The sequence below is a fragment of the Bartonella sp. AD328YNZD genome, assembly GCF_042196425.1.
Genome location: NZ_JBHIQG010000522.1, coordinates 1 through 1,231, shown reverse-complemented (window position 1 = coordinate 1,231; position 1,231 = coordinate 1). Strand labels below are relative to the sequence as shown.

At 40.0% G+C, this 1,231-nt stretch carries 2 protein-coding genes; both read right to left on the bottom strand.

Annotated features, from left to right (window positions below):
- Positions 1 to 171: 171 nt before the first annotated feature.
- Positions 172 to 876, bottom strand: coding sequence for a 50S ribosomal protein L1 (gene rplA / locus ACFIO3_RS13360; RefSeq protein WP_375607230.1), 705 nt, complete (start codon positions 874 to 876; stop codon positions 172 to 174).
- A gap of 4 nt (positions 877 to 880) precedes the next feature.
- The coding region (gene rplK, locus ACFIO3_RS13355; protein ID WP_375704618.1) for a 50S ribosomal protein L11 at positions 881 to 1,231 on the bottom strand (351 nt) is incomplete at its 5' end.

Genomic DNA, 1,231 nt, shown 5'->3' with positions numbered 1-1,231 from the left:
TTTTTTGATTAAGATACTTAAAAGTATCACCTACAATCTCGGACAGGATATTCCGGAATTTCTTCCGGTACAACCTAAGCTCTATAAAGCTTAGATAGCTAGCTGATCAAAACCAGCATTTAAAATACAATTTTGATGTTCATATACCCCAAAACAAAATTATAAATTAGCTTATACTGTCTCTGAACGAACTGTTGCTGGATCAACTTTAACACCAATCCCCATAGTCGAAGAAACAGCAACGCGCTTAATATACTCACCTTTTGCACCTTGCGGCTTAGCTTTAATAACTGCACTTGCAAAGGCTTTTATATTTTCTACGATTTTTTCAACACCAAAAGAAGCCTTACCAATACCAGCATGCACAATACCGGCTTTTTCAACACGAAACTCAACAGCACCACCCTTAGACGCTTTGACAGCACCAGCAACATCAAGTGTTACAGTACCAACTTTGGGATTGGGCATCAAACTCCGTGGACCAAGAATCTTACCAAGACGACCAACAAGAGGCATCATGTCTGGTGTTGCAATACAACGATCAAAATCTATAGTCCCTCTATTAACGCTTTCAAATAAATCTTCGGCACCCACAATATCAGCTCCTGCCGCCTTAGCTTCCTCAGCCTTATCCCCACGAGCAAAAACGGCAACACGAATATTTCTTCCTGTTCCATTAGGCAAATGAGCAACACCTCGAACCATTTGATCAGCATGACGAGGATCAACACCCAAATTCATTGAAATTTCGATTGTTTCATCAAATTTAGCAACGGCACGCTCCTTAACCATTAAAACAGCATCTTTTAAAGCGTAAAGTTCACTAAAATCGATATCTTTTCGGATATTTTTTATTCTCTTTGCTACTTTTGCCATAATACTAGCCCACCACTTCCAAACCCATCGAGCGAGCAGAACCTTCAACCATACGCATCGCTGCCTCAATGTCATTTGCATTAAGATCTTTCATCTTTGATTCCGCAATCGAACGAATTTTATCGCGAGAAATACTTCCTACAGACACTTTACCAGGCTCTTTTGAGCCAGATTTCAGGTTTGCTTCCTTCTTTAAAAAGAATGATACAGGAGGCGTCTTGAGAGAAAATGTGAAAGATTTATCTTGGTAATACGTAATAACAACTGGAATCGGTGCCCCCTTTTCCATTTCTTGTGTCGCTGCATTAAACGCCTTACAAAATTCCATGATATTAATACCACGCTGCCCAAGAGC